Genomic DNA, 23,362 nt, shown 5'->3' with positions numbered 1-23,362 from the left:
AGGGGCGCTGCGCCCCAGGCCCCGGCCGCTCCCCATCCGCTCGCTGTTCTTCGAGGTGTCGTACATGTTTCACAAACTCCGTCTCTGGGCCAAGATCATGGTGGTCATGGGCATCGCCATTGGCGGTGTGGGCGCGGCGCTGACGTTCACCAACCTGTCGAACATGAACCGCCTGGTGCACGACGCCGAGCGCAGCGCGCTGGACGCGCACCTCAAGGCCATCCACAACGCGATCGCCGCCGAAAGCCGCAGCGCCGAGGTCCTGAGCGCCCTGGTGGCCGGCATGCCCGTGGTGCAGGACAAGTTCGATGGCGGTGAGCGCAAGGCCGTGGCCGACATGTTCGTGCCCGGCTTCCAGGCCCTGGCGCGCGACTACGGCGTGGAGCAGTTCCAGTTCCACACGCCGCCCGCCGTCTCGTGGCTGCGCGTGCATGCGCCGCAGAAGTACGGCGACGATCTGTCGTCGTTCCGCAGCACCGTGGTGGCCGCCAACCGCACCCTGCAGCCGGTGCGCGGCCTGGAGGGCGGCGTGGCGGGGCTGGGCATTCGCGGCATGGTGCCGGTGCAGCGCGCTGGCCGGCATGTGGGTTCGGTGGAGTTCGGCATGGGCTTCGGCCAGCCCTTCTTCGACCAGTTCAAGCAGCAGAACGGCGTGGACGTGGCCCTGCACGTCATGGACAAGGACGGCAGCTTCAAGGTTCTGGCCTCGACCTTCGGCAAGGAGCTGATGCCCGACGCGGCCACGCTGCAGCGCGCGCTCGGCGGCGAGGCGCAGCTCGACCACCGCAATGCCCAGGGCAAGCCGTTCGCCATCTATTCCTCGGCGCTCAAGGACTTTTCCGGCAAGCCCATCGGCGTGATCGAGATCGCCATGGATGCCAGCGGCTTCCAGGCCTCGCTGGACAGCTCGCGCAACGTCGCGCTGGTGGTGGGGATTCTGTCCATCATCGGCGGCATGCTGCTGGCGCAGTGGATGGCGCGTCACATCGTGGGCCGGCTCGAAGGGGTGGCTTCGGGCGTGAACCACGTGGCCCGGGGCGATCTGTCGAGCACCATCGCGGTGGCCGGCAGCGACGAGGTGGCGACCCTGGCCGAGGCCACGCGTGCCATGCAGGCGCGCCTGCGCACGCTGGTGGCCGAGGTCAGCGCCAATGCCGTGCGCGTGCACGCGGCGGCGCAGGAGATCACCAGCGCCGTCGAGGGCCAGGCGGCCACCTCGACGCAGATGTCGTCGTCGGTGGCCGAGATCACCACCACCATGGAGGAGCTCTCGGCCTCCTCCACGCAGATCGCCGACCACTCGCGCTCGGTGGTGGACATCGCCAACCAGACGCTGGAGGGCTCGCGCAAGGGCTCCGAGGCCATGCAGACCGTGCTCGGGCGCATGAACGACATCCGCAGCGACAACCAGCACAGCCTGCAGGAGATCGTGGCGCTGGGCGCCAAGTCCAAGCAGATCAGCCGCGTCATGGAGATCATCAACACCGTGGCCGACCAGACCAAGCTCATCGCCTTCAACGCCGCGCTGGAGGCTTCCAGCGCGGGCGAGGCGGGCAAGCGCTTCTCGGTGGTGGCGGGCGAGATCCGCCGCCTGGCCGACAGCGTGACCGACTCCACGCGCGAGATCGAGGCCAAGATCAGCGAGATCCAGGACTCCATCAGCCGCCTCGTCATCACCTCGGAGAAGGGCGCCTCGGGCATCACCGCCGGGCTCTCGGCCAGCGCCAACGCCACCGAGCGCCTGAACGAAATCGTCAGTGCCGCGAGCCAGACCAGCAGCGCCGCGCAGCAGATATCGCTGTCCACGCAGCAGCAGAAGACCGCGAGCAGCCAGGTGGTGCTGGCGCTGCGCGAAATCGTCACGGCCAGCTCGCACACGGCGCAGTCCATCACCCGCATCTCGCAGGTGAGCAAGGACATGGCCCAGCTCTCGGGCCGGCTCGACGAACTGGTGCACCAGTTCAAGCTGGATGCCGCCTCCGGCGCCACGCAGAACTGAAGAGCGTAGGCGATGGCGAACATCCGCGTGCTCATCGCCGACGACAGCAGCCTGGCCCGCGGGCTGCTGCGCTGCCTGCTGGAGGCCGAGCCCGGCATCGAGGTGGTGGGCGAAGCCTGCAACGGCCGCCAGGCGGTCGAGATGGTGCAGGCCCTGCGCCCCAGCCTCGTGACCATGGACCTGGAAATGCCCGTCATGGGCGGGCTGCAGGCCATCGAGGCCATCATGTGCACGCGCGCCGTGCCCATCCTCGTGGTCAGCAGCGTGGCCGACGCGCAGGGCGCGCTGCAGGCCGTGGCCCATGGCGCGCTCGACGTGGTGGGCAAGCCCGACTACGGCTCGGGCGACGCGGCGGCTTTCGTGGCCAAGGTGCGGCTGCTCGCGGGCGTGTCCGTCATCACGCGCATGCGGGCGCGCCTGGAGCCGGCCGCCGCCACGCCCGCGCAGGCGTTGCCCTCTGCGCCAGTGGGCGTGCCGGCCCTGCGGGGCGGCGAGCCGGTGTTCGCCATCGCCGCGTCCACCGGCGGGCCGCAGGCCCTGGCGACCATCCTGCCCGCGCTGGGGCGCGGCTTTCCCTGCCCGGTGCTGGTGGCGCAGCATATTTCCGATGGCTTTGCCCAGGGCATGGTCGATTGGCTGGGCGCGCTGTGCCAGATGCCGGTGCGCCTGGCGCGCCATGGCGACGCGCTGGTGCCCGGCACCATTCATGTCTCGCCCTCGGAGCACGACCTCGCGGTGGCGCCTGGGGAGCGCCTGGCGCTGCGCGCGCGTGCGCCCGGCTGCGTGTACCGGCCCAGTTGCGACGTGCTGCTGGCTAGCGCGGCCCAGGTGTTCGGGGCGCGGGCCGTAGGCGTCATCCTCTCGGGCATGGGGCACGACGGGGCGGCGGGGCTGGCGGCCATCCGCGCCGCGGGCGGGCACACGCTGGCGCAGGACGAGGCCAGCTCGGTCGTCTACGGCATGAACCGCGTGGCCATCGAGCGCGGTGCCGCCGCGCAGGTGCTGCCGCTGGCCGCGCTGGCCCCGGCCATGCGGGAGCTGGCCAGCCGCCCGCCGCGCCGCCTGGCCGGGAGCGCGGCATGAACGCCCTGGACCTGGCCCCGTTCCAGGCCCTGGTCAAGGAACGCTGCGGGCTGCAGTGCGAGGGCGACGGCCAGGCCAAGCTGGCGCAGGCGCTGCAGGAGCGCTGCGCGCACCTGCGCATGGCGCCCATGGCCTACTACCAGCAACTGGTGCGCAGCGGCGCGGAGTTCCAGGCGCTGGTGAACCTGCTCACCATCAACGAGACCTATTTCTTCCGCGAGCCCGAGCAGATCGACCTGCTGGTGCAGCGCCTGGCGCCGCGCGCGCTGGCGCGCCATGCCGGGCACGCGCCGGTGCGCATCCTGTCGGCCGGGTGTTCCTCGGGCGAGGAGCCGTACTCGCTCGCCATGGCCCTGCTGGAAAAGTACGGCGACAGCATGGCCCAGCTGTTCGAGCTGGTGGCGGGCGACATCGACACCGATGCGCTGGCCAAGGCGCGCGCCGGGGTGTACGGCGACTTCTCCTTCCGCGGCGTGTCCGATGCCATCCGCCAGCGCTATTTCGAGCCCCACCCCCAGGGCCAGCGCCTGCGCGAGGACGTGCGGCGCCTGGTGCGCCTGTACCCGCTGAACCTGCTCGACAGCGAGGCGCCGCAGGCCGTGCAGGACTGCGACATCATCTTCTTCCGCAACGTCTCGATCTACTTCGACGCGGCCACGCGCCGGCGCATCCAGCAGAACCTGGCGCGGCTGCTGCGCGGCGATGGCGTGCTGGTCATCGGCTCGGCCGAGACCCTGGCCAACGACCTGGGCGTGCTGCGCCTGGTCGAGGAAGCCGGGCTGTTCTACTTCACGCCGGGCCCGGCCCCGCAGGCCGGGGGTGCCGATTCCGCATGGCAGTGGCCCCCCGCCCCCGTCCCCATGCCGCCGCGCGCGCCCGCGCCGCCGCCCGCCCCGCTGCGGCTGCCCACGGGCTGGGGCGATCTGCCCGAGCTGCTGGCCCAGCCCCAGGCCCTGGCTTGCGCCCATGCGCCCGCCGAGGCACCCGCGGCCCTGGCCCAGGCGCGCCAGGCGGTGCAGGACAAGCACTATGCGCAGGCCCTGCCGCTGCTCGACGCCGCGCTGGCCGCGCAGCCCGGCAGCGCCGAGGCGCGCCTGCTCAAGGCCTACGTGCTGCTGGAGCGCAAGGACTTCGACACCGCCCAGGCCCTGGCGCAGCAGGTGCTCGACGCCGACCCCTGGTCGGTCGATGCCTGCATGCTGCTGGGCCTGGCGGCCAAGTGGCGCGGCCAGGGCGAAGAGGCCATCCGCTGGCTGCGCCAGGCCATCTACGCGCACCATGCCTGCTGGCCGGCGCACTACTTCCTGGCCGACCTGCTGCGCGAGGGCGGGGCGCTGGAGCAGGCGCGCCGCTCCTGGCGCGTGGTGGTGCAGATGCTCTCGGGCACCACGCCGCCGCAGGCCGGGCTGCGCTACCTGCCGCTGGAGCTGCCGGCCCATGAAATCCGCTTCCTGTGCGAGCGCCAGCTGGCCCAGGCGGCCGTCGCGCGCTGACCATGAAATACATCAAATTCAATAGCTGCCAGCGCATGCCAGGCAAGGTTTTGCGGCCATTTTTGCTTGAAAACCGCACGGCCGCGCCGCGCAGGGGGACGCGCCGTGGCGATTGACATCCGCAAGTTCATCGGCCGCTTCGTCGAGGAGGCGCGCGACCACCTGGCGCGCCTGGGCGAGGGGCTGGCCGCGCTCGACGCGGGGCGCGCCGACCCGGAGGGGGTCAACGCGCTGTTCCGCTCGGCCCACACCATCAAGGGCTCGTCGCGCATGCTGCGGCTGGCGTCCATCACCGAGATCGCCCACTGCCTCGAAGACGTGCTCGGCGCCATGCGCGACGGCAGCCTGGCCTACAGCGCGCCGCTGGGCCAGCTGCTGTACCGCGCGCTGGACCAGCTGGCCGACCTGGTGGACCGGCTGGCGCAGGGCGGCGATGGCGCCAGCCTGCCCGCGCCCGACGGCGCGCTGTGCCAGGCGCTGGCCCAGGCGGCGGGCCCGGCGGCGCCTGCGGACGAGGCACCTGCCGAGCCTGCCCTGGCACCTGTGGCGCCACAGCCGCCGGTTGTGCCTGCCGAACCGGCCACCGTGGCCGCGCCCGTGCCGGCGGCGCAGGCTGGCGCGCCCGAACCCCGGCTGCAGGCCGCGGAAACGGTGCGTGTGCGCCTGTCCAAGCTGGACGAACTCATCAAGCTCATGGGCGAGGTCGTCTCCAGCCACGCCCGCATGCGCGAGCGCCTGGCCGACATCCACGCCCTGGAGCGCAGCCTGGCCGCCAGCCTGGGCGACGGCGCGGCGCAGGGCCTGCGCCAGTTCGCGCGCCTGCTCAAGGACGACGTGCAGGCGCAGGAAGCGCTCATGGACGAGCTGCACGACAAGACCCTGCTGATGCGCATGCTGCCCCTGGCCATCGTGCTGGAGCCGGCCGCGCGCCTGGTGCGCGAGCTGGCGCGCTCGGTGGGCAAGCAGGTGGAGTGCAGCATCGGCGGCACCGAGATCGAGCTCGACCGCCAGCTCATCGACAAGCTCTCCGACCCCATCATCCACCTGATCCGCAACGCCATCGACCATGGCATCGAGCTGCCCGCCGCGCGCGCCGCCGTGGGCAAGCCGGCGCAGGGGCGGCTGCGCCTGTCGGCGCGCCAGGACGGCGGCTGGGTGGTCATCGAGGTGGCCGACGACGGCGGCGGCATCCCGGTGGCGGCGGTGCGCGAGAAGGCCGTGAAGAAAGGCCTGCTCAGCGCCGAGAAGGCGGCGGCGCTGAGCGACCAGGAAGCCATCGACCTGATCTTCCTGCCCGGCTTTTCCACCAGCAGCATCATCACCGACCTCTCGGGCCGCGGCGTGGGCATGGACGTGGTGCGCCAGACCGTGCTCGACGAGCTGCAGGGCGCGGTGGGCATCGAGACGCGCCTGGGCCAGGGCACCACGTTCTCGCTGCGCCTGCCGATGTCGCTGGCCATGATGCGCGTGCTGCTGGTGCAGGCCCACGGCCTGCCCTGGGGCTTCACGGCGCAGCACGTGGTGGAGCTGCAGCGCGTGCCCGCGCAGGCGCTGATGCAGGTGGCCGAGCGCCAGGTGGTCATCGTGCGCAATGAATTCGTGCCCGTGGTGCCGCTGGCCGAGCTGCTGCGCGTGCCGGCGCCCGCTGGCGGCCCGGGTGCGCAGGAGCGCCACCCCGGCCTGCTGCTGGTGGTGCTGCAGGTGCGCAGCGAGAAGATCGCCGTGCAGGTCGATGGCCTGCTCGACGAGCGCGACATGGTCATCAAGCCCCTGCCGCCGCACCTGCGCCGGCTGCCGCTGGTCTCGGGCATGGTCATCACCGGGCGCAATGAGATGGTCAACGTGCTGCACGCGCCGGCGCTGCTGGAGCAGGCGCGGCGCCTGCGCGGCCAGGGCGTGCAGGCGGGCGCCGCCGCGCACGCCAGCGCCACGCCCTACCGCGTGCTGGTGGTCGATGACTCACTGAACACACGGGAAATCGAAAAGGATGTGCTGCAGGCCTACGGCTACCATGTCACGCTGGCCGAAGACGGTGTGGACGGCCTGCGCAAGGCCATGGAGGGCGAATTCGACGCCATCCTGACCGACGTGGAAATGCCGCACATGGACGGTTTCACCCTCACGGCGCGGCTGCGCGAGGAAGACAGGTACCGCGACACGCCCATCGTCATCATCACTTCGCGCGAGAAGGAAGAGGACAAGCGGCGCGGCATGCAGGTCGGCGCGGACGCCTACATCGTCAAGGGCGACTTTGACCAGAACAATCTGGTGGAAACGCTGCGCACCCTGCTGGGATGAGGCGGCACGACTGAGAACGCAATCATGAAGGTACTGGTGGTGGACGATGACGCGCTGGCGGGCGAGATGACCGCCGCAGTGCTCGAAGGCATGGGCCATGAGGCCGTGCTGGCCGAGGATGGCGTGGACGCCGCCGGCCGTCTCAACGCCGACGGCGCCATCGCGCTCGTCATCAGCGACATGAACATGCCCCTGGTCAGCGGCATCGACCTGTTCCGCGAGCTGCGCGCGCAGGGCTGCCTGCTGCCGTTCATCCTGCTCACCGGCGACGAACCCGCCGGCCTGCTGGCCCGGGAGCCGCGCCTGGATGCCTGCCTGGCCAAGGATTTCACGCTGGAAGAGCGCCTGCCTTCCCTCATCGGCGAGGTGATGGCACGCCACGCAAAAGGTTGACGCCATGGAAACGCAACGCCCTACCGCCGCAGCCGCCGCTGCCGGGGCCCGCGAGCGCATCGCCCGCCTGCGCCAGGCCTACCTGGCACAACTGCCTGAACGCGTGGCGCAGGCGCGCGCGCTCTGCGACGGCCTGGCCGGCCCGCAGGCCGGCAGCGAGGCCGCCGCGCACCTGCACCGGCTGCTGCACAACCTCAAGGGCACGGGCCGCTCGTTCGGCCTGACCGAGCTGGGCGCCTGCGCCGAACGCGGCGAAGACCTGCTGCTGCCGCTGGTGGACGGCGCCCCGGACGGCACTGCGGGCGGTGCGCTCCAGGCCCTGTCCGCCGACTGGCGCGCGCAGCTGGCGCAGTGCCTGGACGAGCTGGCCGTGCTGGCCGAAGGGCTGGGCACCGCCGCGCAGGCCGCGGCCGTGGGCGAGCTGCCCAGCTTCGCCCTGGCCCCGGTGGACCGCAACGCCCCGGCCACGCCCGGGCGCCTGGTGTACGTCTGCGACGACGAGGCCCTGATGCTGGAGCAGCTCGCCGCGCAGCTGGCCTGCTTCGGCTACGAGGCCGTGTGCTTCACCGACCCCGACGCGCTGCACGACGCGGTGCTGGCGCGCCGGCCCGACGCCGTGGTCATGGACATCCACTTCCCCCGGGGCCACAGCGCCGGCATCGACGTGCTGCTGGCCCTGCGCGAGGAAACCGGCGAGCCCGTGGCGGCGGTGTTCGTCTCGGCGCGCAACGACTTCAACGCCCGCCTGGGGGCCGTGCGCGCGGGCGGCCAGGCCTACTTCGTCAAGCCGGTGCGCGCCAACGAACTGGTGGCCGCGCTCGACGGGCTGACGCACCAGCAGGAATACGAGCCCTACCGCGTGCTCATCGTGGACGACGAGCCCGACATGGCGCACTACCACGCCATCCTGCTGCAGCAGGCCGGCCTGACCACCTGCGAGGTGCACGACCCGACCCGCATCCTCGACGCGCTGCACCAGTTCCGCCCCGACATCGTGCTCATGGACATGTACATGCCCGAATGCGGCGGGCGCGAGGCGGCGGCCATCATCCGCCAGGTGCCCGACCACGTCGGCCTGCCCATCGTCTACCTGACCTCCGAGACCGACCGCCGCAAGCTGTTCTCCGCCATGCGCATCGGCGCCGAGGGTTTCCTCACCAAGCCGGTGGTGCCCGACGAGCTGGTGGCGGCGGTGGTGATCCGCGCCGAGCGCATGCGCACGCTGCGCGCGCTGATGGCGCGCGACAGCCTCACCGGCCTGTTCAACCACACCATGACCACGCAGTTGCTGGAGAACGCCCTGTCGCTGGCGCGGCGTGACAGCGGCGTGCTCAGCCTGGTGATGATCGACATCGACGGCTTCAAGGCCGTCAACGACACCTGGGGCCACCCGGCGGGCGACCAGGTGCTGATGGCGCTGTCGCGCGTGCTGCAGCAGCGCCTGCGCGCCAGCGACATCATTGGCCGCTACGGCGGCGAGGAGTTCGCCGTCATCCTGCAGAACGAAGGCCCGCAGCAGGCCGCGCGCCTGATCGACGCGCTGCGCGAGGACTTCGCGCGCGTCGATTTCTACAGCGGCGAGCACGGCTTTCACTGCACCTTCAGCGCCGGCGTCGCCGCCTACCCCAAGTACCAGCGCTACGAGCTGCTGCGCGAGGCCGCCGACAAGGCGCTGTACCAGGCCAAGCGCGGCGGCCGCAACCGCGTGGTGGTGGCCGAATGAGCGGCGCGCCGACCCTCGACCACATCCTGCGCCAGCGCCACGGCGCGCGCCAGGAGGTGGTCAACGTGGACGAGCGCATGGTCAAGCTGGTCATCTTCGCGCTCGGGCCGCACTGGTTCGCCTTCCACGGCACGCACATCCGCGAGATCCTGGCGCAGGCCGTGGTGCACTTCGTGCCCGGCTGCCCGCCCTCGCTCGAAGGCGTCATCAACGTGCGCGGCGACATCGCCACCGTCATCCGCCTGCACGATGTGCTGCAACTGCCCGCCCCGGCCACCGGGCAGGACAGCGCCATCATGCTCGGCAGCGGCGCGGGCATCGACAGCGGCCTGCGGGTCGATCGCATCATCGACGTGGTCGACGTCGCGCACAGCAGCATCCAGCCCCCGCCGGCCACGCTGGGCGAGCCCCTGCGCACCCTGGTGCTGGGGGTGGTGCACTTCCAGGAGCAGCCCGTGAGCCTGCTCGACCTGGAGCGGCTGCTGGCCAGCTACGCCGAAGGGCTGGCCGGGTGATGCCGGGCCACGGCCATGGCTGAGGCGGAGAGCAGCGTCCTGGCCGGGGACGGCGGCGCGGCGCTGGAGATCGTGCGCTTCGCCAGCGGGCCCTGGCGCGTCGGCATCGAGGCGCGGCATGTGCGCGGCGCACGCCTGGCAGCGCCCGGCGCGCGGGCGCTGGACATGGCCCCGCCGCCCGTGGGCGCGCCGGTGCCTGCGGCGCCATTGCAGTGCCTGTCCATCGCGCTGCCGCAGGGCCTGGCCGAACTGACCGTGCGCGGCCCGGTGGAGCTGGCGCGCGTTCCCGTGGCCTGCATCCACCCCCTGCCGGCCGTGCTGGCCGCGCGCTGTGCGCTGCCCGGCCTGCGCGCCCTCGCCCTGGGCGAAGGAGATGCCCAGCCCACCCTGCTGTGCGATGCGCAGGCCTTGGCCGGGGTGTTTGCGGACTCCTGATTCGATAGCTGCCAGCGCTTTTCTGGCAAGGGCTACAGGCCTTTTTGGCCTTAAACCGCTTCGCGCCGCACCATGCGGATGGCGCCGAACGGGCAGCGCACCGCGCACAGGGCGCAGCCCGTGCAGCCGGGCGCGTCGTGCAGCAGCGCGCGCTTGGGGCCCCAGCGGCCCTCGCCCTGCACCTGCAGCGACAGCACGTGCGGCGGGCATGCGGCCACGCACCAGCCGCAGCCCGTGCAGCGTGCCGGGGAGATCGTGGGCAGGGCCTTGGCGGGAGCAGCCATGCCTGCAGCATGCCACGGCGCGGGGTAGAGTTACGGGTTTTCCCGCCATGCCCCCGCGCCGCGCGGGCGGCCTGCTACCACCGCCATGTCTTCTGTTTCCACCATCACCCGCCACCTGCGCATCCACGGCCTGGTGCAGGGCGTGTACTACCGCCACACCACCATCCAGACCGCCGAGCGGCTGGGCCTGCAGGGCTGGGTGCGCAACCGGCTCGACGGCAGCGTCGAGGCCCTGGCCAGCGGCCCGGCCGACGCCGTGCAGGCCCTGATCGACTGGGCGCACGACGGCCCGCCCGCCGCGCGCGTGGACCGCGTGGAGGTCAGCGAAGGCCCGGCGCACGAGCCGCTACAAGGCTTTGTACAGCGCGAGACGGTTTAAGGCTAAAAAGGCCTGTAGCCCTTGCCAGACAAGCGCTGGCAGCTATCGAATCAGGAGTCCTGGCGCGGTTCGCCGGCCCGGCGCATGGCCTCGGCCAGCGCCCCGTGGCCGCGCGCCTGCAGGGCCTGCTGCGTGCCCTCGCGGTCGGGCGCCTCGCGGTTCTGGCCCAGCTTGCGCTTGCCTTCCAGCCGCGTGATGCGCACCTCGATGCCGACGATGGACTGCAGCATGGCCTGCAGATAGTCCGGCGGCGCGTCGCCCATGCGCCAGGGGCGGTGCGGCCCCGGCGGCTGGGCCAGCGCCTCGTGCGTGTGCGTCAGGCGCGCCACCACCTGGCGCACGTGCTTCTCGTCGTCGTGCAGGGTGAGCGTGCCGTGCGCGTGCACCGCCTCGTAGTTCCAGGTGGGCACGGCGCGGTGCGTGGCGTGCTTGCCGGGGTACCAGTTGGGCGAGATGTAGCCCTCCACGCCGCGAAACACCACCAGCACCGCGCTGCCCGAAGGCACGCGCTGCCACAGCGGGTTGGCGCGCGCCACGTGGGCCAGCAGCGTGCCCTGCGGGCCCGCCGCCGGATCGAGGTGGAACGGCAGGTGGTTGGCGTCCAGCCCGTCCGGCCCGGCCGTGCAGAGCAGGCCCAGCGGATGGGCGCGCACGATGCGGTGCAGTTCCTCGGGGCGGTCTTCGGCGAAATGGGCGGGGATGTACATGGCGGCGGCTGGGGGGCGTGGCAAGGCGCCCATTGTCCGCGTCAGCGCCGTGTTTGCGCCTGCGCGCCGTAGGCGCACCAGCCTGGCCTGGGGCTTTTCTTCTGCGGGTGCAGGCGGCAGGTGTCGGGGCGCTGCTCGTACACCGTGCAGCGGCGCGTCTGCGCGTCGAGGAACTGGCAGTCGCCGCTGGCGCGGCGCGCCAGGGTGAACAGCAGGTGCTTGTGGTTGAAGTGGTCGATCAGCCGCGCCTTCTCCAGCCGCCGGGCGATGCGCCGGGGCTCCTCGTGCTCGGCCTCGAAGGCATCGACCAGGCCCAGGCGCACCAGGTCGGCGAGCTGCACCTCCAGCGGCATGGTGCAGCAGTTGGCGGCGCAGGTATTGCACAGGCCCGCGCGGTAGCGGGTCCAGGTGTCGGGGCGGTCGACGTCGACGATGGCGATGGGGGATCTCATGGGGAGTGCGGATTCTAGAAGCCACAATGAGGGCCGCTAACCAGAGGTTTTCTTTCGTATGAGTGACATCCAGCTTTTTCGCCTGCATGGCGGTGCCGCCACCGAACTGACCGCCTCGGCAGCGGCGCTGGAGCGCAATTTGCAGACGCTGATCGAAGGCCAGATGGAAACCTTTCTCGGCGTGCGTTTCCTGGCGACGGAATACGCCACTGGCAAAACGCATCGCGGCCGCATCGACTCGCTCGGGCTCGACGAGAACAACTGCCCCGTCATCATCGAATACAAGCGGCACAGCAACGAGAACGTCATCAACCAGGGCCTGTTCTATCTGGACTGGCTGCTCGACCACAAGGCCGAGTTCCGCTGGCTGGTGATGGAAAAGCTGGGCAAGGACGTGGCCGACAGCGTGGAATGGTCGGGCACCCGGCTGCTGTGCATTGCGGCGGACTTCACGCGCTACGACCAGCACGCGGTGCAGCAGATTCCGCGCAGTATCGAGCTGATCCGCTACAAGCTGTTTGGCGAGGATTTGCTGTTGCTGGAGCTGGTGAATACGCAGACGGTGGCCGAACCCGCTACGGACTCGGCCAAGCCCGCACCAGCGGATGCAGGCCCCACCACCCCGAAGCCGCAAGGCAGGGACAAGGGCTTTGCCGAACAGTTGGAGGGCGCTGCGCCGGATATTCAGGCGCTGTACGCCGACCTGCGTTCGTTCGTGTTCGCGCTGGGCGATGACGTGACGGAAAAGCAGCCCAGGCTGTACGTGGCTTTCCGCAAGCTCAAGAACTTTGCCTGCGTGGTCATGCACCCGAACAGGATGCTGGTGATCCTGAAACTGAACCCCGACACCGTGGCACTGGAAGAAGGCTTCAGCCGCGACGTGCGGCAGATCGGCCACTGGGGCACAGGCGATCTGGAGCTGTGCCTGCGCAGCGCCGCCGATCTGGAGCGCGCCAAGCCGCTGCTGGAGCGGGCGTACCAGGAAGGGTGATTGAGGTTGCCAAAAAATCAACCAGTTGTCGCCTTGTGGTCAACACGTTGAACGCCCTCAACCCGCTTGGGGTTCTGGCTGAGAGCAGCAAAGCCCCCCTCCTCACGCCATCTGCCCGATCGTCCGCCGGAACCGCCGCAGCGCCACCGCGAAGAACACCGCCCCGATCGCCCCCAGCGCCAGCAGCTGCGGCCACACCACCGCCAGCCCCGCACCCCTAAACAGGATGGCCTGCCCCGCCAGCGTGAAATGCGTGGTGGGCGCGGCCAGCATCAGGTCCTGCACCAGCTGCGGCATGCTCTCGCGCGGGGTGCTGCCGCCCGAGAGCATCTGCAGCGGCAGCAGCACCAGGATGATGAGCAGCGCGAACTGCGGCATGGAGCGCGTCACCGTCGCCATGAAGATGCCCATGGCCGTGGTGGCGAACAGGTGCAGCGCGGTGGCCAGCAGGAACAGCGCCACCGAACCCTCCACCGGCACGCCCACCAGCCCCCGGATGACGCCGTGCAGCGACGCCGCCACCGCCACCAGCACCACCAGCCCCATGGACCACACCTTGGCCAGCATGATCTCCGTGGGCGTGACGGGCATGGCCAGCAGGTGCTCGATGGTGCCGTGCTCGCGCTCGCGGATCAGCGCCGCGCCGCACAGCAGGATGGAGACCATGGTGACGTGGTTGATCAGCTGCGTCATCGCGCCGAACCAGCCCTTCTCCAGCGTGGGGTTGAAGCGCGCGCGCAGCGCCAGCTCCACCGGCGCCGCCGCCGCGCCCCGGTAGCGCTGCGCGAAGGCCGCCACCTCGCCCTGCACGATCTGCCCGATGGCGCCCGCGCCGTTGAACGCCTGCGTCATGCGCGTGGCGTCCACGGCGAGCTGCAGCGCGGGCGCGCGCCCGGCCAGCACGTCGCGCTGGAAGCCCGGCGGGATGATGAGCGCGAAGGTGTAGATGCCCGCGTCCATGCCCGCATCCACCTCGCCCTGCGCGACGGCGGCGGGCGGCATGAACTGCGGCGGGTAGAAGGCCGAGGCGATGCGCAGCGACAGCGGCGAGGCGTCTTCATCGACGATGGCAATGGGCGCGCGGTGCAGCGTCTCGGGCATGGAACGCGCGGCCGAGTACACCGAGAAGCCGAACATGAACACGATCAGCACCAGCATGGCCGGGTCGCGCCACAGGCCCCACAGCTCCTTGATGCCCAGGCGGTAAATGTTGGCGAGCGTGCGGCGCATGGGGGTCAGCGCTCCTGCTTCTTGAGCAGCGCGATGGACAGCGCCAGGATGACGGGCACCGCCGCCAGCAGGGCCCAGAAAGCGTGCGCCAGGTCGGCAAAATGCAGCGCCTTGTTGAACACGCCCCGGCTGATGTCGATGAAGTGCGTGGCCGGGTACACGGCGCCGATCCAGCGCGCGGCGCCTTCGAGCGAGCTCACCGGGTCGAGCATGCCCGAATACTGCGCCGCCGGGATCATGGTGCCGATCATCGCCAGGAACAGCGCCGCCACCTGGCTGCGCGTGAAGCTGGACGCCAGCAGCCCGATGCCCGTGGCGCACACCGCGTACAGCAGCGCCGCCGCGCACAGCGTGGCCAGGCTGCCGGTGACGGGTACGCCGAACACGGTGACGGCCAGCAGCGCCAGCATGCCGAAGTTGAGCAGCGCCAGCAGCACGTAGGGCAGCTGCTTGCCCAGCAGGAACTCGCTGCGCGTGACGGGTGTGACGTAGAGGTTGAGGATGGAGCCCAGCTCCTTCTCGCGCACCACGGCCAGCGCGGCGAGCATGGCGGGGATCATCATCAGCAGCAGCGGGATCACGGCGGGCACCATGGCGGGCAGGCTGCGCACGTCGGGGTTGTAGCGAAAGCGGGTCTCGATGCTGGCGGGCGCGGCCAGCGCGCTGCCCATGCCGCGCGCCTGCGCCTGACTGGCCAGCCAGCCCTGGTGCATGCCCTGCACGTAGCCCGCCACCGTCTCGGCGCGCATGGGCATGGAGCCGTCGATCCACGCGCCGATCTGTACGGGCCCGCCAGACGCGCCACCCCGGGACACGTCGCGCGCGAAGCCGGGCGGGAACTCCAGCGCCAGCGCCAGTTCGCCGCTGCGCAGGCGCCGGTCCATCTCCGCCGCATCCGCGATGGGCGGCTGCTCGATGAAGTAGCGCGAGCCCGCGAGCTCGTCCACGTACTGGCGGCTCAGCGCCGTCTGGTCGTGGTCGAGCACGGCGAAGCGCAGCGCCTGCACGTCCATGTTGATGCCGAAGCCCATGACGAACAACAGGATCACCGAGCCCGCCAGCGCCAGCGTGGCGCGCACCGGGTCGCGGCGCAGCTCCAGCGCCTCGCGCCAGGCGTAGGACAGCAGGCGTTGCAGGCTGAAAGGGCGGTGGCGGTGTGCTCTTTTTTCAGGAGCTGCTTGCGCCTGCTGTTCCTTGGTTTCAGATGGTTTTGTATCTGAAACCATGGAAGGACGAGCGCCAGAAGCTATGATTTTTGATTCCCCCGCCGCCTCCAGCAGATAGCCGATAAAGGCTTCTTCCAGGCTGGCCGCGCCGCGCTTTTGCACCAGCGCGGCGGGCGCGTCGCTGTCCAGCACGCGGCCCGCGTGCATCATCGACATGCGGTCGCAGCGCTCGGCCTCGTTCATGAAGTGGGTGGAGATGAAGATCGTCACCCGCTCGCGCCGCGACAGCTCCACCAGCAGCCGCCAGAACGCATCGCGCGCGACCGGGTCCACGCCTGAGGTCGGCTCGTCCAGGATCAGCAGCTCGGGTTTATGCACCATCGCCACGGCCAGCGACAACCTTTGGCGCATGCCCAGCGGCAGGCCCGCGGGCAGGCTGGCGCGCACCTCGGCCAGGCCGAAGCGCTGCACCATGTCCTCCACGCGCGCGGCGATCTCGCCCTCGGGCACGTGGAACAGCCGCGCGTGCAGCACCAGGTTCTGCTGCACCGTCAGCTCGCCGTACAGCGAGAACGCCTGCGACATATAGCCCACGCGCCGCCGCGTGGCGATGTCGCGCGGGTCCACCGGCTGGCCGAACAGCCACGCCCGGCCTTCGGTCGCCTCCAGCAGGCCGGTCAGCATCTTCATGGTGGTGGACTTGCCGCAGCCGTTGGAGCCGAGAAAGCCGAAGATCTCGCCGCGCCGGATGCGCAGGCTCACGCCATCGACCGCCACGAAATCGCCGAAGCGCATGGTCAGCCCCTGGGCCTCGATGGCGATGTCGTCCTGCGTGGCGGCCAGCGGCGGAATCTCCACCGGCGCGTGGCCGCGCCGCCGCTCCTCGGGCAGCAGGTGGATGAAGGCTTGCTCCAGCGTGTCGCTGCCCGTGCGCGCCAGCAGCTCGGCGGGCGTGCCGGTGGCGAGCACGCGGCCCGCGTCCAGGGTCACGATCCAGTCGAAGCGCTGCGCCTCGTCCATGTAGGCCGTGGCGACCAGCACGCTCATGCCGGGCTGGCCGCGCCGGATGTCGGCGATCAAATCCCAGAACTGCGCGCGCGCCAGCGGGTCCACGCCGGTGGTCGGCTCGTCCAGGATCAGCAGGTCGGGGTCGTGGATCAGCGCGCAGCACAGGCCCAGCTTCTGCTTCATGCCGCCCGAGAGCTTGCCCGCGGGCCGCGCCAGGAAGGGCGCCAGGCCCGTGCGCCGCGTCAGTTCGTCGATGCGGCGGCGCCGCTCCGCTGCTCCGTGGCCGAACAGGCGGGCGAAGAATTGCAGGTTCTCCTCCACCGACAGCGTGGGGTACAGGTTGCGCCCCAGCCCCTGCGGCATGTAGGCGATGCGCGGGCACACGCGGCGGCGGTGCGCGGCCTGCGCCATGTCGCCGCCCAGCACCTCGACGCGGCCCTGTTGCAGCGCGCGCGCCCCGGCCACCAGCGCCAGCAGGCTGGACTTGCCCACGCCGTCGGGGCCGATGAAGCCCGCCATGCAGCCTGCGGGAATGTCCAGCGTCACGCCATCCAGCGCGCACGCCGTGCCGTAGCGCAGTTGCACATCGTGCAGGCGCACTGCCGGGTCAGCCACGTCAGCTACCCATGAAACTGGTGCGGCCCAGGCGAGGGCCGCCGCGCAAGGGCCGCCCCGCCGCGCTGGCGGCGTCCCCCTGCCCGCAGCGCGCAGCGCTGCGAGAGCGGGGGGAAGGCGCGTAGCGCCTCAGGGGGGGGCTGCTGCTTCATTCCGGCACTTTCACGGCGAGGTGCGCGGGCCACTCGCGCTGCGGGTCCGTGCGCAGCCAAGCCACGCCGGGCAGGCCGGTCTTGACCTGCTGCAAGTGCTTTTGCAGCAGCGCCCGGTCGATCTGCGCCTTCACGCGGAACATGAGCTTTTGCCGCTCGCTCGCCGTCTCCACCGTCTTGGGCGTGAACTGCGCCGTGGCCGAGACGAACGACACCCGCGCCGGAATCACGAACTGCGGCGCGGCGTCGAGCACGATGCGCGCCTCGCTGCCGATGGCGATGCGCCCGGCCACCGTCTCGGGCACGAAGAAGGCCATGGACACGTCGGCCAGGTCCACCATGTTGAGCACCTTGCCGCCAGCGGCCACCACCTCGCCCGGCTGCGCCACGCGGAACTGCACGCGCCCGTCGCGCGGGGCCTTGAGCGCGGCGTCGGCAATGTCGGCGCCGATGCGCGCCTGGGTGGCCTCCAGCGCCGCCACGGCGGCCCGCGCCCCCGCCACCTGCGAGCGCGCCGCGTCGATGGCGGCCTGCGCGGCCGTGGCCTGGGCGCGCGCGGCGGTCACGCTGGCCTGCGCGCCTTGCACGCGGGCGCGGTCGTTGTCCAGCTCCTGCAAGGGCCACATGCCTTGCGCGGCCAATGCCTGCGAGCGTTCCAGTTTGCGCCGCGCCGCGTCCAGCTCGCTCTCGCGCGCGGCGGCCTGGGCCAGGGCGCTCTGGCGGTCGCTCTCGCGCGCCGCCACCTGGGCCTGCGCCGTCGCCACCGCCGTGAGCGCCTGCGCATGCTGCGCCCGCGCCTCGTCGCGCTGGGCGTTGAGCGTGTCCACCTGCATGCGCGCCAGCACCTGCCCGGCCTGCACGAAGTCGCCCTCGCCCGCCAGCACGTCGAGCAGCCGCCCGCCCTGGCGCGCGGCGATGTCGATCTCGGTGGCCTCGATGCGGCCGTTGCCGCTGATGAAGCCCTCGGTGGATTCGGTGGACTGCATCCGCTGCCAGCCGTAGAAGGCCAGCAGGCCCGCCGCGGTGACGGCGGCTGCCAGGGTCAAGAGGCGTTGGGGTTGAGGCGACATGGCGGGTGGTGGCGTTCAGGGCGTTGCAACCAGTTTATGGCCAGTTCTGCACGGCCTGCGCCAGCAGCGGCGCGGGCAGGAACTCCTGTTCCAGCCGGCCCTTCTCCTGCGCACGCAGGTGCTGGAACAAGGCCGCCTCCTGCGGCAGCAGCCGTCCCGGCGGCGGCTCGCTGGCATGTACCGGCTCGGCCACGGCCCGCGCGGCGTGCGCGTCGAACGTGGCGCGGTCCATCAGCAGCGCGTGCAACTGCGGCAGGTGGCCGCGCGCGACGGCCAGCATGTGCAGGCCCCAGGTGTCCAGGTCGCCCCAGTAGGCCACGCTGCGCCCCTGCAGCCACGGCGCGGCCAGCCAGCCCAGGTCCAGCCCCGCGCCGAGGATGGCGATGGTGCCCGCCAGCGGCTGGGGCAGCTGGTGCAGGCAGTTTTCGTTTTCCACCAGCAGGATGCGGCTGGCGGGCAACGCGGTGGTCAGCAGTTCGCTGGTCCGCACGCGCTGGCGCGCGAACGGCAGCAGGCCGGGGGCCAGCGGGGCGACGAGCAGCCAGTGGTCGTCTTCGCCGCTCGCGCCCAGGAAGGCGGCGAGGCCCTGGCGGCTGGCCTCGCCGTCGAAGCGTTCGTCCAGCAGTGCGGTGACGAGGGCGGCGTGGCGCTCGAAGAACTTGCTGTCGTTGCCCGCCACGGCCAGCGCGCGCAGCGGCTTGCCCTCGGCGCAGCCGGGCGCAAGCTGCAGCGCGATGTGCGCGGCGGCGATGACCTGCTCCACAGGCTTTTCGCGCCACAGCGCCAGGCGGCGCAGCAGCAGGCGGTGAAAGCGGGCGTCCACCCGGGCCAGCACGGCGGCCAGGCCCTGGTGTGCGGCGTGTGCCTGCGCGCCCTCGACGCCGCCGAAGCGGGCGATGGCGGCCAGGGCTTCGGACGGTTTGTGCAGTACCCAGTGCGTGGGCACGTCGATGGGCGCTGCGCCATCGCGGTAGGCGCGCTGCGCCCATTCCACCGTACCCACGCCGGATTCGGCGACGGCCCTCCATTGCTGCAAGTGCGCGCGCAGGTCGGCGCTGGCGTCGCGGAAGCTGCGCGCGCCGGGCTGGCCGATGGGCAGGCGCAGCGGCCAGGCATGCGGGTTGTGCAGCAAATGCCGCTCGCGCCAGTCGGCCCGCTGCCATTGGCGCGCGAGGTGCTGGGCGAGGTCGGCGGGAGATTTCATGGTGCTCCTGAAAATATAGCTTCTAGCGCTTGCTGGATAGGCACGAGAGACCAATTTGACTCATATTCCATTGCATGCTTTTTGGGGGAGCGCCACCCGTAGTTTCGGGCTCTACGGCTTGCTTTTATCCATGCCCTGCCGTTGGTTTGCCCGCTTCCCCAGCTCCTCCCAGCTCAGCGACGCCAGCGTCGCCTGCCGCCCCACCCGGTGCACCACCACCGCGCTGCGCGTGTGGTTGCGCAGCAGGCGCAGTTCCTTGTTCGGCGTGACGAACAGCGCGTGCAGCCCGAACTCGCGCAGCGCCTGGATGATGCGCGCGGCCACGGTCTGCGAGCTTTTGGAGAACGCCTCGTCCAGCACGATGGTGGCGAACAGCGGCTGGCTGCGGCCTTGCGGGCACAGCGCATAGCTGAGCGACGCGGTGAGCACGTAGCTGGCGATGATTTCCTTCTCGCCGCCGCTGCCGCCCTGCGAGCCGGTGCGCCGCTCCAGCACCTGGCCCGTGGCGCGGTCGAGCACGTGGACGGCGAATTGCAGCCGGTAGCGCGCGTCCAGCAGCGCCTGCGCGGCCTTGGTGCGGCGGTTGGTGGCGTGTTCGCGCAGCAGTTCGACCAGGGTTTGCAGCGCCTGGTAGTGGCTGTGGCCGCCGTCACCCTGCAGGCGTTCGCTGCGCAGGTGGGCCAGGGCCTTGTTCAGGTTCTGCAGGCTGGGGTGCAGCACGGGCTGGGGGTCGAGCTGCAGATAGCGGCCCGCCTGGAAGTCCACGCGCGCCAGGGTCTGGTTGAGCTGGTCGATGCGCTCCGTGATCTCGGTCACCTGCGCCTCGATGCCCGACAGCAGCGTGCTGACGCCCTGGTCGCTGGCGGTGTTGAGATAGTCCTGGAAGCGCTGGCGCTTTTCCGGCAGGGCTTCTTCCTCCAGCGTGCGCAGGCGCTCCAGGTAGGGCGGCAGGGCATCCACTTCCTGCAGCAGGTCGGCCAGCGCGCCGCGGTCTTCCTTTTGCGCCTTGGCCATCTGGCGGATGACGTCCTTGTGCAGTTCGGCGAGCTGGCCGGTGTGCTTGTCGATCCGGGCGCTGGACTGGGCCAGGGTCTGGCGCTCCTGGCGGTCGAGCTGCTCGCAGGCGGGTGGTTCTGCCAGCAGCGCGGTGATGGCGTCGTGCCACTGCGCGGCATCGTCGGCCGGGGCGGACTGGCGCTCGGCGTAGTCGGCCTGCCGGGCCTGGGCGGTGTCGCGGCGCGCTTGCATGGCTGCCTGCGCGGTCTGGTGTGCAAGCAGTGCTTTGGCGGCGTCCTGGCTGCGCCGGTGCGCGGCCTCCCAGCGCACCTTGGCCTGGGCGGCGTCGGACTGCGGGTCGAGCAGGGCATCCAGCCGTTGCTGCAACTGCGCCAGTTGCGTGCTGGCGCTGGCGGTGTCGATGGCGTCCCAGCGCAGCGTTTGCAGTTGCTGCCACATCACAGCCTTTTGGGCCGCCAGCGCTTGTGCATCAAGCGCCAGCAGCTTCGCTTTTTGTAGCGCATCCCAATCGTGCGCGCCGTCGGCGATCTGCCGCTCCAGGTGCGCCACGCGGTCGCGGTTGTCAAAGCCGGTCATCCAGTCCTGGTCGATGCGGCGCTGGTCCTGCTTGTCGAACTGGCCGGTCTTGCCGGACATCAGGCCCTCGCGCGTCATGGCGTGCGGGGTGGTGCGCAGGGCTTCGGGGCTGTCCACGCAGTGGCGGTCCAGTTCGATGAGCAACTGGCGCAGCGTGCCCGCGCAGGCGTGGGGCTTGAGGGTGAGCTTGCGCGCGAAGCCGTCCGGCCAGAACGGCGCGGGCGTGGCGGGTTCGCGCACTTCCAGCAGGCGCACGTGCAGGCGGTTGTGGCGCTGGTTGACCCAGCGCAGTGCGTCATCCATGGCATCGCGCGGCACGAGGATGCGCAGGCGGTGGCTGCCCAGCGCGCGTTCGATGGCGCCGCGCCAGGGTTGGTGGGCCTTGGGCACCTCGACCAGTTCGGCGGCGAAGGGCAGCGCGTCGGCGCTCAGTTGCAGGTGCTCGGCCAGGTCGGCGCGGAACTGGGTGAACTCCACGGGCAGGTTGGAGCCGGGGCGCTGGCGCACGGCGCGCAGGTCGGCGCGCAGGGCTTCGAGCGCGGCATGGGCGTTGCGCTCGTTGGTCACAGCCTGTTCGGCGGCGTCCTGCAGGTCGCGCTGCTCGGTTTCGAGGGTCTGCAGCGCGGGCGTGGCTTGCTGCTGGTGCTCGGCCAGCGTTTGCGCGCTGAGGGCGGCGGGACATTGGAGGCCCAGGTTGCGCGCCAGGGTGCGGTAGGTGGCGGCGTCGGCCTGCTTCTGTTTCACGGTCGCCTGTTGGGTGGCGATGCTGCTTTCCAACAGTTTCACGTCGCCGCCGCCGCAGCGCAGGTAGGTTGCGAGCAGGGTTTGCGCCTGGGCCTCGGCAGCTTCACGCTGGGTGTTCAGTTCCGTGGTCTGGCGCTGGCCTGCGTCGAGTGCGGCGTTCAATTCCGCCAGGCGCTCGCCCCACAGCCGCGCGCCCTGCGCGGCAAACCACTGCGGCAGCGCGGCGTGCAGCAGGCGCAGTTCTTCCAGTTGCGTGCGCTGCCGCTGTTCCTGCTCGGCCAGTGCGCGCAGCGGCAGCAGGGCGAGGTACTGGCGGTTGGCCAGTTCCAGCTCGGCGTGGATGGCGGCGAGTTCGTCGAAGCTGCCCGCCACCTGCAGCGCGTCGTCGAAGGCGCTGTGGTCGTCCAGCACCAGCTCGCGGAAGATCTCGTCGATGCTGTTGAGCTGCTTCAAGCCCGCCGCGCGGTTGAGCAGGGTGAAGGCGTTGGGGCCGACCTCGAAGAAGCGCTGCAGCCGCGCGAGGTAGGCGGATTTGCTGGTGTAGAAGTTCAGGCCGTCGGTGGCCTTCTCCAGCCGCCCCAGGGCGCGGGCGCCGCCGCCGTGGTGTTCCTCCAGCCACGCATCCAGGCTGTGGTCGCGGCCTTGTGCAAAGCCCCAGCGCCGCCCCATGTCGGCCACGCTGGAGCTGCTGCCGTCGAACCAGAGGATGGCGCCGATGAGCACGCTGTCATTCGCGTCATCACCACGCACCAGCCGCGCCGCGATGCCCGTCACGCAGCGGCCCGTGCGCGCGATGTGGTCGCCGCTGTCGTTGCCCGGCCCGGTCGCACCGCGCACGTAGGACACGAGGTCGCGGTCGCTTTCATGCCCGCCGGTCGATGCCAGGTTGTAGCGCGGGCTGGCGCACAGCAGCGTCATCAGCGCGTCGATCAGCGTGGTCTTGCCGCTGCCCGTGGGGCCGATGACGGCCGTGTTGCCCGCGTCGATGTGCGCCTGGTGGCGGCCCGCGAAGGCGCCCCAGTTGTACAGGTGCAGCTCGTGCAGGCGGTAGCCGTTCATCATCATTCGCTGCCCTCGGGCGGCGGGGCGCTTGCGGCCTCGCGCAGGCGCTGCAGCAGCGCCTGCAGGTTCTCGGGGTTGGCCAGGTGCACGATCATGGGGCGGATGGCCAGGCTCTCGTTGCCGTCCACCTCCGACACCACGCCGTGCGCGCGCAGGTTTTCCAGCAGGTTCAAGAGGCGCTTGCGCTCTTGCATGTCGCTGCCGGTGGCGCCCAGGTAGATCTCCAGTTGCGGCAGCAGCGCATCCACGGTGGTGTGCACGGGCACGCCCAAGCCGCCCTCCTGCTCGCGTTGCAAAAACTCGCGCCGCAGGATCGCCAGCAGCAGCGACTGCTCCAGCGTGAGCCGCTGGCGGCGCACCAGCGGGTGCGTCCATTCGTCCTCGTCGTCGCCCTCGGGCTGGTAGTCCCCGGTGATGGCGACGAAGGCCAGGCCGCGCATGTCATCCACCTTCACGCGCAGATCCAGCGGCTCCAGCAGCGCATCGACGCGCGGGGTGTGGGTGGCGATCTGGCGGAACAGGTGCGGCTTGGCGGATTGCTCCAGCAGGCCGTGTTTGAGCAGCTCCTGCACGGCGCGGCGCAGGGCCAGGGGCGTGGCGGCGGCGGACTCAGGGGCAGGTTCGGGCGGTGCGTTCCCGGCATCCGGCGCATCGGGCGCGGGCGTGGCGCTGGCCCATTGGTCGAAGATGTCGGGGGTATCGGGTGGCATGGTGGATGTCAAAAAAGTGAGCTGTTTGCGCTTGTTATTCAACGGTTTGAGAAGGT

Annotated in this window: 19 protein-coding genes; 10 read left to right on the top strand and 9 right to left on the bottom strand. The window is 71.0% G+C overall.

Going from position 1 to position 23,362, the window contains the following annotated elements; genetic code table 11:
- Positions 1 to 64: 64 nt before the first annotated feature.
- The 8 genes from YS110_14215 (at position 65) to YS110_14180 (ending at position 9,939) form a co-directional block, all read left to right on the top strand.
- The gene (locus tag YS110_14215; protein ID UJB65824.1) at positions 65 to 1,999 is read left to right on the top strand and encodes a methyl-accepting chemotaxis protein; all 1,935 of its coding nucleotides are present in this window, start codon (positions 65 to 67) and stop codon (positions 1,997 to 1,999) included.
- A 12-nt stretch (positions 2,000 to 2,011) separates the two neighbouring features.
- Positions 2,012 to 3,082: a chemotaxis-specific protein-glutamate methyltransferase CheB gene (gene cheB, locus YS110_14210; protein ID UJB65823.1), complete on the top strand. Its 1,071-nt coding sequence runs from the start codon at positions 2,012 to 2,014 to the stop codon at positions 3,080 to 3,082.
- Positions 3,079 to 4,575 carry a tetratricopeptide repeat protein gene (locus YS110_14205; GenBank protein UJB65822.1) on the top strand — a complete coding sequence of 499 codons (1,497 nt, stop codon included), beginning with the start codon at positions 3,079 to 3,081 and terminating at the stop codon, positions 4,573 to 4,575. The genes cheB and YS110_14205 overlap by 4 nt, the downstream gene beginning before the upstream one ends.
- Before the next feature lie 105 nt (positions 4,576 to 4,680).
- Positions 4,681 to 6,873 carry a hybrid sensor histidine kinase/response regulator gene (locus tag YS110_14200; GenBank protein UJB65821.1) on the top strand — a complete coding sequence of 731 codons (2,193 nt, stop codon included), beginning with the start codon at positions 4,681 to 4,683 and terminating at the stop codon, positions 6,871 to 6,873.
- A 24-nt stretch (positions 6,874 to 6,897) separates the two neighbouring features.
- Positions 6,898 to 7,266 (top strand): response regulator, encoded by a 369-nt coding sequence (locus tag YS110_14195; protein ID UJB65820.1) that lies wholly within the window; start codon positions 6,898 to 6,900, stop codon positions 7,264 to 7,266.
- A 4-nt stretch (positions 7,267 to 7,270) separates the two neighbouring features.
- The gene (locus tag YS110_14190; protein ID UJB65819.1) at positions 7,271 to 8,989 is read left to right on the top strand and encodes a diguanylate cyclase; all 1,719 of its coding nucleotides are present in this window, start codon (positions 7,271 to 7,273) and stop codon (positions 8,987 to 8,989) included.
- A complete protein-coding gene (locus YS110_14185) occupies positions 8,986 to 9,504 on the top strand; it encodes a purine-binding chemotaxis protein CheW (GenBank protein UJB65818.1) in 519 nt (172 codons plus the stop codon). The genes YS110_14190 and YS110_14185 overlap by 4 nt, the downstream gene beginning before the upstream one ends.
- A gap of 15 nt (positions 9,505 to 9,519) precedes the next feature.
- Positions 9,520 to 9,939, top strand: coding sequence for a hypothetical protein (locus YS110_14180; protein UJB65817.1), 420 nt, complete (start codon positions 9,520 to 9,522; stop codon positions 9,937 to 9,939).
- Between the two features lie 50 nt (positions 9,940 to 9,989).
- Here YS110_14180 and YS110_14175 read toward each other — a convergent pair whose 3' ends face one another.
- Positions 9,990 to 10,223 carry a 4Fe-4S dicluster domain-containing protein gene (locus YS110_14175; protein UJB65816.1) on the bottom strand — a complete coding sequence of 78 codons (234 nt, stop codon included), beginning with the start codon at positions 10,221 to 10,223 and terminating at the stop codon, positions 9,990 to 9,992.
- Positions 10,224 to 10,308: 85 nt separating this feature from the next.
- Between YS110_14175 and YS110_14170 the strand changes: the two genes are divergently transcribed.
- The gene (locus YS110_14170; protein UJB65815.1) at positions 10,309 to 10,602 is read left to right on the top strand and encodes an acylphosphatase; all 294 of its coding nucleotides are present in this window, start codon (positions 10,309 to 10,311) and stop codon (positions 10,600 to 10,602) included.
- A gap of 50 nt (positions 10,603 to 10,652) precedes the next feature.
- On the opposite strand, the gene YS110_14165 is transcribed toward YS110_14170, so the two are convergent.
- Positions 10,653 to 11,309, bottom strand: coding sequence for an FMN-binding negative transcriptional regulator (locus YS110_14165; protein ID UJB67462.1), 657 nt, complete (start codon positions 11,307 to 11,309; stop codon positions 10,653 to 10,655).
- Positions 11,310 to 11,350: 41 nt separating this feature from the next.
- Positions 11,351 to 11,761: a YkgJ family cysteine cluster protein gene (locus tag YS110_14160; protein UJB65814.1), complete on the bottom strand. Its 411-nt coding sequence runs from the start codon at positions 11,759 to 11,761 to the stop codon at positions 11,351 to 11,353.
- 58 nt (positions 11,762 to 11,819) lie between these two features.
- Between YS110_14160 and YS110_14155 the strand changes: the two genes are divergently transcribed.
- Positions 11,820 to 12,752, top strand: a complete 933-nt coding sequence (locus tag YS110_14155) for a DUF91 domain-containing protein (GenBank protein UJB65813.1) — start codon at positions 11,820 to 11,822, stop codon at positions 12,750 to 12,752.
- 102 nt (positions 12,753 to 12,854) lie between these two features.
- On the opposite strand, the gene YS110_14150 is transcribed toward YS110_14155, so the two are convergent.
- The 6 genes from YS110_14150 to YS110_14125 all read right to left on the bottom strand — a co-directional run bounded on the left by YS110_14150 (position 12,855) and on the right by YS110_14125 (position 23,306).
- The gene (locus tag YS110_14150; protein UJB65812.1) at positions 12,855 to 13,982 is read right to left on the bottom strand and encodes an ABC transporter permease; all 1,128 of its coding nucleotides are present in this window, start codon (positions 13,980 to 13,982) and stop codon (positions 12,855 to 12,857) included.
- Between the two features lie 5 nt (positions 13,983 to 13,987).
- On the bottom strand, positions 13,988 to 16,771 hold the full coding sequence (gene rbbA / locus YS110_14145; GenBank protein UJB65811.1) for a ribosome-associated ATPase/putative transporter RbbA: 2,784 nt from the start codon (positions 16,769 to 16,771) through the stop codon (positions 13,988 to 13,990).
- Positions 16,772 to 16,919: 148 nt separating this feature from the next.
- Positions 16,920 to 17,993: an HlyD family efflux transporter periplasmic adaptor subunit gene (locus YS110_14140; GenBank protein ID UJB65810.1), complete on the bottom strand. Its 1,074-nt coding sequence runs from the start codon at positions 17,991 to 17,993 to the stop codon at positions 16,920 to 16,922.
- 34 nt (positions 17,994 to 18,027) lie between these two features.
- Positions 18,028 to 19,197, bottom strand: a complete 1,170-nt coding sequence (locus tag YS110_14135; GenBank protein ID UJB65809.1) for a hypothetical protein — start codon at positions 19,195 to 19,197, stop codon at positions 18,028 to 18,030.
- Positions 19,198 to 19,308: 111 nt separating this feature from the next.
- Positions 19,309 to 22,599, bottom strand: coding sequence for an AAA family ATPase (locus YS110_14130; GenBank protein UJB65808.1), 3,291 nt, complete (start codon positions 22,597 to 22,599; stop codon positions 19,309 to 19,311).
- Positions 22,596 to 23,306, bottom strand: coding sequence for a DUF4194 domain-containing protein (locus YS110_14125; protein ID UJB65807.1), 711 nt, complete (start codon positions 23,304 to 23,306; stop codon positions 22,596 to 22,598). The genes YS110_14130 and YS110_14125 overlap by 4 nt, the downstream gene beginning before the upstream one ends.
- Between the last annotated feature and the right edge of the window lie 56 nt (positions 23,307 to 23,362).

It is taken from the genome of Acidovorax sp. YS12 (assembly GCA_021496925.1).
Lineage (GTDB): Bacteria > Pseudomonadota > Gammaproteobacteria > Burkholderiales > Burkholderiaceae_C > Paenacidovorax.
Note: the sequence above shows the minus strand (reverse complement) of the source record. Positions and strands in the feature narration are given on the sequence as shown.

Excerpts from the sequence above, each read along its gene's own strand:
- YS110_14135 (UJB65809.1), bottom strand. The coding sequence starts at position 19,197 with ATGAAATCTCCCGCCGACCTCGCCCAGCACCTCGCGCGCCAATGGCAG.
- YS110_14165 (UJB67462.1), bottom strand. The coding sequence starts at position 11,309 with ATGTACATCCCCGCCCATTTCGCCGAAGACCGCCCCGAGGAACTGCAC.
- YS110_14160 (UJB65814.1), bottom strand. The coding sequence starts at position 11,761 with ATGAGATCCCCCATCGCCATCGTCGACGTCGACCGCCCCGACACCTGG.
- YS110_14195 (UJB65820.1), top strand. The coding sequence starts at position 6,898 with ATGAAGGTACTGGTGGTGGACGATGACGCGCTGGCGGGCGAGATGACC.
- YS110_14175 (UJB65816.1), bottom strand. The coding sequence starts at position 10,223 with ATGGCTGCTCCCGCCAAGGCCCTGCCCACGATCTCCCCGGCACGCTGC.
- YS110_14150 (UJB65812.1), bottom strand. The coding sequence starts at position 13,982 with ATGCGCCGCACGCTCGCCAACATTTACCGCCTGGGCATCAAGGAGCTG.
- YS110_14155 (UJB65813.1), top strand. The coding sequence starts at position 11,820 with ATGAGTGACATCCAGCTTTTTCGCCTGCATGGCGGTGCCGCCACCGAA.
- YS110_14190 (UJB65819.1), top strand. The coding sequence starts at position 7,271 with ATGGAAACGCAACGCCCTACCGCCGCAGCCGCCGCTGCCGGGGCCCGC.
- YS110_14130 (UJB65808.1), bottom strand. The coding sequence starts at position 22,599 with ATGATGATGAACGGCTACCGCCTGCACGAGCTGCACCTGTACAACTGG.
- YS110_14215 (UJB65824.1), top strand. The coding sequence starts at position 65 with ATGTTTCACAAACTCCGTCTCTGGGCCAAGATCATGGTGGTCATGGGC.
- YS110_14180 (UJB65817.1), top strand. The coding sequence starts at position 9,520 with ATGGCTGAGGCGGAGAGCAGCGTCCTGGCCGGGGACGGCGGCGCGGCG.
- YS110_14140 (UJB65810.1), bottom strand. The coding sequence starts at position 17,993 with ATGTCGCCTCAACCCCAACGCCTCTTGACCCTGGCAGCCGCCGTCACC.
- YS110_14205 (UJB65822.1), top strand. The coding sequence starts at position 3,079 with ATGAACGCCCTGGACCTGGCCCCGTTCCAGGCCCTGGTCAAGGAACGC.
- cheB (UJB65823.1), top strand. The coding sequence starts at position 2,012 with ATGGCGAACATCCGCGTGCTCATCGCCGACGACAGCAGCCTGGCCCGC.
- YS110_14125 (UJB65807.1), bottom strand. The coding sequence starts at position 23,306 with ATGCCACCCGATACCCCCGACATCTTCGACCAATGGGCCAGCGCCACG.
- YS110_14185 (UJB65818.1), top strand. The coding sequence starts at position 8,986 with ATGAGCGGCGCGCCGACCCTCGACCACATCCTGCGCCAGCGCCACGGC.
- YS110_14170 (UJB65815.1), top strand. The coding sequence starts at position 10,309 with ATGTCTTCTGTTTCCACCATCACCCGCCACCTGCGCATCCACGGCCTG.